Annotated in this window: 4 protein-coding genes; 2 read left to right on the top strand and 2 right to left on the bottom strand. The window is 53.7% G+C overall.

Going from position 1 to position 6411, the window contains the following annotated elements:
- Window positions 1–891: 891 nt before the first annotated feature.
- Window positions 892–1194, bottom strand: coding sequence for a LysR substrate-binding domain-containing protein (locus RA29_RS11230; RefSeq protein WP_039685792.1), 303 nt, complete (start codon window positions 1192–1194; stop codon window positions 892–894).
- Between the two features lie 563 nt (window positions 1195–1757).
- Window positions 1758–3191 carry a hypothetical protein gene (locus tag RA29_RS22855; RefSeq protein ID WP_152612990.1) on the bottom strand — a complete coding sequence of 478 codons (1434 nt, stop codon included), beginning with the start codon at window positions 3189–3191 and terminating at the stop codon, window positions 1758–1760.
- A gap of 992 nt (window positions 3192–4183) precedes the next feature.
- Between RA29_RS22855 and RA29_RS11215 the strand changes: the two genes are divergently transcribed.
- Entirely contained in the window at window positions 4184–4987 is an 804-nt protein-coding gene (locus RA29_RS11215; RefSeq protein ID WP_039685787.1) for a GNAT family N-acetyltransferase, read from the top strand.
- Window positions 4988–5716: 729 nt separating this feature from the next.
- Entirely contained in the window at window positions 5717–6319 is a 603-nt protein-coding gene (locus tag RA29_RS22850) for a hypothetical protein (RefSeq protein ID WP_152612989.1), read from the top strand.
- Window positions 6320–6411 lie beyond the last annotated feature (92 nt).

Here is a 6411-nt window from a genome sequence, read left to right as displayed (position 1 = left end):
GGCAGCGATGCAGCTTTGCTCTTCGTCGCCCGCGCCTGGCGCGACGCCGTGCTCGAAGTTGTCCCGCCGATCAACCATCGCAACACGCGGAAGGGGTCGTATCTGCTTCTCCTGATTGATCGGTCAGGATACTTCTCCACCCGCACATCTGTTCTTGTCGTCCACCCCAACGGGCGGAGACACTGTTTCTCACTAACTGATAGGGGTCCGGCTAGTGGCACACGCAGCAAAGCGACCCATCAGTATCCGTTCACACATGGGGCGTTTGAGCTGTCCGCCAGCGTTCGCCAAATCGAACAAGAACAGTTTGTCTGGTGTGGTTGGCGTCCGTCAGGTCACATGGGCTCAGCGCGATCCAAGCGGAGTGGCCTTCGGCTTTCCGAGGTCGCGCAGCGGCCCATTCCTGCCGTTCACCAACTGGTCGAGATGCTGCGATCGCAGCCCGCTTTGCGGTCATTCGCTGCAAACGCGAACTTTGGGACTTGTCGAACTCACACACTGCGGACAAAGCCGTCATTCGGTTTTGAAACCTCGCTGACGCGGCATGCCTTTGCGGTGGCAGCACTGTCCTCGGCGTACAAAAGCTAGGATTGCAACAGCGGCCATTCAAACTACCGTACTATCGTAAACTGCAGCCTAGACTTTCACCTTGCGAACTAACGCAAACTCATACGCAGGAGCAGCGGAGCTTTAAGGTTGCGTCCGTCCCTGACGCGCATGACATGGCCAACGCGGCACAAGTCATGTTGCAATGCTTCGCATCTCACTGCTGCGGAAGTTCAATAACGCCAATTTACACTATCCGGTACTCCGCCATCGATGCTGAAACCTCAAATGAGGCGCCCTTGTTCAGCAGCAAGCATTCTGCCGCTTGATCACCTTTTTTCAGACCTATTGCGCTCCGTTAGCAAGACTGAAAAAGGCATCCAGGGTCTGCAGTTTTCGGCCAACCGGCGCGAACACAACGTTCGTACTTGTCGTCCTCGCGCCGTTCAGAGAAATCGGAACGACGTCTTCATCTCTCCGAGCGCCGATGCGCCAAACAAACCCGACGCCGAGGCCATTGGCGACGGCCTCATAGACCCCGTCTCGTTGGTCGAGCGTCAGAGCGGCAGTCGGCGAGAGCCCCTGGTCGAGGAAGAAACGGTTGACCACCTTTTGAGTGATGCAAGCGTGGCAAAACTTGCTCTGCATGCGCGTGCAGCACACACCCAAGACTTCCACTCTGGGCTCTTCGCGGCCATCGGAGCCCCTGCATCATGAGCTTGGTGGGAAGTCACGCACACATTTGAGGACGGCCCATACCGGCCATTCGTCAGGTCCATCTGTCGCTGTGGTGCGGCCCGTCGAACCAGCCATTAGCTGCACCGCCGAGATCTGGATCTGCTCGAACTCGCAGTGCGGACAAGGGAGATGTTCGAAGCGGGCAACGCGAGGACGACCGTCCTTACCTTTGCCGGAGCCGTGGCAGTCCAAAACTAAGTGCGACACTCGACATGCCCGGGCTTGCCACGGTAAAAACTGCTCTGTCGCACACGGAAGACTGGATTCTGGTGACCTGGATTAAATGAAAGTTTTTGACACTTGCATTTTATGATTCACTATTTTGGCTGCCTCAGCAACCCGCCACCGCAAGCCGCGACTAGTCCCTGGGCACGGTTATTCCAGCGCGAGCTCAAATAGCAGCCAGCTAGCCTCTACTGCCTTAATTTCCTTTGGATTGGTAAGCCTCCACCACAAGGATGGGGGACAATTTCTCAAGACATTCGAACTCTGACCTGATTACCGTTAATATAAAGGCCCCGGATAGGAACACCTGCAGCCCCCGCAGCAGCATCGCTTGTGGCAGTGACCCAACCTTGTGTTTGAACAGTTCCCCTCAGGACAGGCTTGTTTCGTTCGCCGTAAAAACCATTCAGCCAAGCATCGTCAAATTTGACTTCCACTAGTCGGGTATCAATGAAGTTTCCACCTTGGTCAGATTTGAACTCTACGTATTCATGTGAAGGGCTAGTATCGTCGACTGGCGCAACATCGCAGATATACATGTGGCCCGAGCCTTCTTGACATGCGTATGAGTTTGCTCGAGTTCCTTGATATTCAGGACGCAGAGCGCCAATAACCGCCTTTGCTGTGCCACGAACAACAAGCGCGCGACGCCCGCCGTTAAGAGCGCGTACGTGGAAGTCCCCAATACCGACACGCGCACTCCCTTCGATCAAGAATGCACCATCCCTCGGGGTGCTCCCCTTCACCGATCCTAACTGAGCGTTGCCCCCAATCATCCGGAAGTCAGGAGCACCACTGTAGTTGGGTTTTTTCGTTGTGTAGAGATTTGCGATTTGAAGAGATCCATTGCTTTGCAAAAGCGTCGCATGGTTCCCATCCAAGGCCAGATTGGCAAATTGCCAGGGAAGGCGGGAGTCGCTTGCTGAGCTTTTAAATTCGATGCGGCATTCGAAGGTGCCGAATTTATCGCACATAAAGTTGTCCATACGCCCAAAGCGTGCAGCATATGTCTGTCCTCCAGACATAATGGCCTGTTGCTCGTTCGTCATGCCGAACGGCCATACGTGGATGCTGTTTGCGAACACGAAATCCCGCGCGCCATCTTTGTAGTCTTCTGGGCCCGGGCTCCGGTCACCTAGAACGATGTTTTCATTGAAGCAACCTACCTCTAGGTTTCCAATACGAAGTCCACCGAAGTTGCCCAAACCATGAAGTCCGTTCCAACCCTTGGCGACGCGAACATTTTCAATTGTACAAAACGTTTGACCATCAATGTTAATTGCTTCGGGGTATTGTTTTAGAGACGCGCGTGTGGTGGCTGTTTGTTCGAAGTCAAAACCAAATGAACCTAGGGCTGCACCAGCTTGACTTTCTCCTCCATTTCCAAGCCGCAGAACGTAGGGCTCTGAGCTCCAGTCGGAGATTTTAAGTGCTAGACCGCCTTTGTCCTTACCTGCCGGGCAGTGCAAACGAACTCTGTCTCCTACAAGGATCGGACCAGACACGCGCACCCAGCCTGGAAAGATCACGTCGCCGCCACCTCCTGCTATACAATCGTTTATTGCGTCCCTTACTTGGTCTGTATAATCGCTCCCTTCGCGTGCATCCTTGGGCGTGGGATGCCGGGTAACACTGTAAGGCGCATCTTCTAAGTCGATTGTGACTGTCATAAATTTCTCCATAAAAAGGCCTCTCAGGTTTCACCCGGACGCCTGATCTAAATTAAATCGTCATGAAACCAACCTTAAGGGAAACGAACCAAACAACGATGACATATGTCTGGTTTTTTTTGATTGGCGAAAACTCGCTTGCCGGATTGGGCCAGTTTACCAATTCCGCCATCACTGCGCTGCGTCTCTTAACAATCAGCAAGAACGGTAGCAGCTTTACTAAGTAAATGCAGCCAAACTGCATTCCTCCTATCTTGACAAAGTGCGGACAAACTTGGTCGTTTCGTCAAAAAACCGTGGTTCAGACCATGCGTGCTGCGGAGCAAAGGTCAATACTGGCTCTTCGCAGCCGTTGGAGCAGCCGCAGCATCCTGAGCCCAAGTTCGGATCGCGTCGACGAGGATGCGGCCCATACCAGTCACTCAAATTTGGAACAGAGTGCTGCGGTAGCAGCCCGCTTACCGGTCATTCGATGCGAGAGCAGAACCGCGACGTCCACGAATGGGAATTCAGCGGACGATGCCTACTTTCGCAGTACCGGAGAGCTCTATGGGTATTGAGAAGAGGATTGCATTTTTTGGGCTACCCACGGATCGGACATTAAAGGAGAACAGACTCGCACTCGCTTTACTAGATGCGTTTCCTGTAACCGAGGGCGATGCTCTCATCATCCCGAAGCACTATGTCAGCGATTACTTCGAGATATCTCAGCCAGAACTGAACACCATCCAGTCCTTTGTGTACAAAATGCGCGCAGAGCCTCTGCAAGAAGACTCTGGGTTCTTAGGGTTTAATAGTCACCCACGACCAGACCCTAGAACAATAGCAGGTCGATCAGTTGTAGAAGAAGACCTGCTGGCAGAGCAATCGCGGCTGCCAGGAGCGCGGCCCCCAACGGGGTGGGGCGCACCGCAGGGGCGGAGACGCCCGCGACGGGTTTGGAACGGCTGTGCTTCATACCTTCGGTTAACCATACTTTAGGTTTCCAAAGGCTTAATGACCCCATGGAACACGCCCGACAATTGCCTCTGCAACAGCACCCGGACTTCGGGGCTGCCCTCAAAAAACTGGGCACGGATGTTCGGCGGGTCCATATCGACGGGGCCGCACCCACTCAGGTCATCAAGCGCTTCGGGGTCGCCTTCGCCCCGCGCGGGCCGATCTGGGAGCGAGAGAACCCCAGCGCGCTCCGCCGCTCCCCGCTGCGGATCATCAACGCAGAGCAGCCCAGCGATATCTATGCCCGCGCCGGGTTCCGCCAGCTCATGACACCAGCCCATGTGGCCGAGCTCAGCCTTCGAGAGATCGACTGGATGGTCCGGGCTCATGGAAAATGGCGTAATGCCTGGCGCAAATCGGAGAAGTCCAAGCTCGCCCTGGACCACACCCGCTTCAATGTGGCGCACCACGCATGGCTGCTGGCGGAAGATCGGGAGCAACAGCGCCGCAAGAAATACCGCGCCCTCCCCCAAAGCATCATCCACGCCTATGCCGTGCTCCACCCAGACAACGTTCGCGTGTTCACCGCCCGCCGCAAAGAGGAAACCCTCGCTGCCATGCTGTTCCTGCAGCACGGACAGGTCGCGACCTATCACCTGGGGTGGAGCAGTGCCCAGGGCCGCGAGACCAACGCCCATTACGCGCTTTTGAAGAAAGCGGCCGATATCTTCCGCGCAAGAGGCGTGATACGGCTCGATCTGGGGGCCGTGGCTACGGACAACGCCCCGGGGCTGGCCCGGTTCAAGATCGGCAGCGGCGCGCAAATCCGCCCCCTAGGGGGCACTTGGCTACGAATCCCAGGCCTCTGAGCGCCCAATGATTACACAATGTCCATCAAGTTCTTGTAAGGGTCGCGATCAGACATTTCTCACCTGTACAGCATCAGTCAATTTGAGCTCTCCACAAGCATCCGCTGCGCCGTGACCCGACGGCTCCTTCCGGCACTCAACCGGCCATTCATTCTGCGACCTCCCGTGACCGCTGTGCGGACAAATTGAGCTTTCGCTGCGGTTGCTCTGATGTCGGCTTTGAAGAAGTTTGGTGTCACAAACCGATTTTTTCTGTTTCAAGAGTAAGCGGTTTTAGCGCTACCCGAGCTGCGGAAAAGGTTCAGTCCGAGACCTAGCTACCGGATGTCCAACTAGGGTGAGAAAATGAGCCTACGGTTTCGTTTTTTCTCGGCTTTCGCCAAAGGAATGCCCTTATATCCTTTCGTTTAGCAACTTAGTCTTTGTATAGAGATGATTGACTCAAACGAAGAGGCGTCGATGGCATCAGCTAGGGGATTACGTTTTTTGATTGCCGCTTTATGCATTGGCTCCCTCCTAACGACTGGAGGTATCATTGGGGTTCTGCAACTCCTAACCGGAGCTCGACCAAACTACACCCTAGGTCCGAAAATACCGCAGCTTAAGATCACAACTGATTGTTAAGAAAACACAAACCTAGATGTTCTTTTCGAGGCAGGAGTTTACAGAGGGACATTCAACACTGAAGTTTTTGTCGAGCATAATAGTGGGCATTGTGAGTCTATCAAGTTGCAAGTCCTTAGCGGCATAGATGCCTTTCATTGTCCAAAATTCGTTAAAGACGGGCAATTTAGAGGTTGCTTTTCAGAATATCTCAGCTCGCCGCGGCAACTAGAGTTCAATCACCTTAGCGGAATTGATGAAGCCAAGCGGATTGGAGTTGGCGCGATCTTTGGTTACAAAACCCGCCCCCGGTCAAGTGCAAATCAAGATGGAAGGGTTGGTTATCGCATTTCACATAGTGAATACGTTTTGAGTGTCGCGACAGTTCTTGAAGCATCTAATGAAACGACCACCATCGATGTGGAAATGCAGTTTCGGCCCGATCTTCAGTTAGAAGCCACCATCTTTCCAAACATCGTCGAGAACCATGGCCATTTACGATACGGACGAGCTTTCACGGTACACCCAACAATCGCGACAGAAGCTATGGAACTTGAGACTTTAGAAGGCAAAAGTGTCTGGCCCATGAGGTTCCAAGTCACATCTTTAGAACTACGAAGGCAGCAAGAGCTTCTTCTGATACTGTTCTCGACACTAATCGGTATAGGAATCTCAGTCGTTCTAGAAGCTATTTTGTCAATTGGAAGAGAAGCCAGAAAAAGCACTTAAGCCAAGATGGTCGTCGGCAAACCAGTCATTCGACATGCTGCAGCAATTCTGCAATGTTGGGCTCCTTCGGTTCTTTCGCCGCTCTGCGACAA

The organism is Tateyamaria sp. ANG-S1, from assembly GCF_000814025.1.
Lineage (GTDB): Bacteria > Pseudomonadota > Alphaproteobacteria > Rhodobacterales > Rhodobacteraceae > Tateyamaria.
Note: the sequence above shows the minus strand (reverse complement) of the source record. Positions and strands in the feature narration are given on the sequence as shown.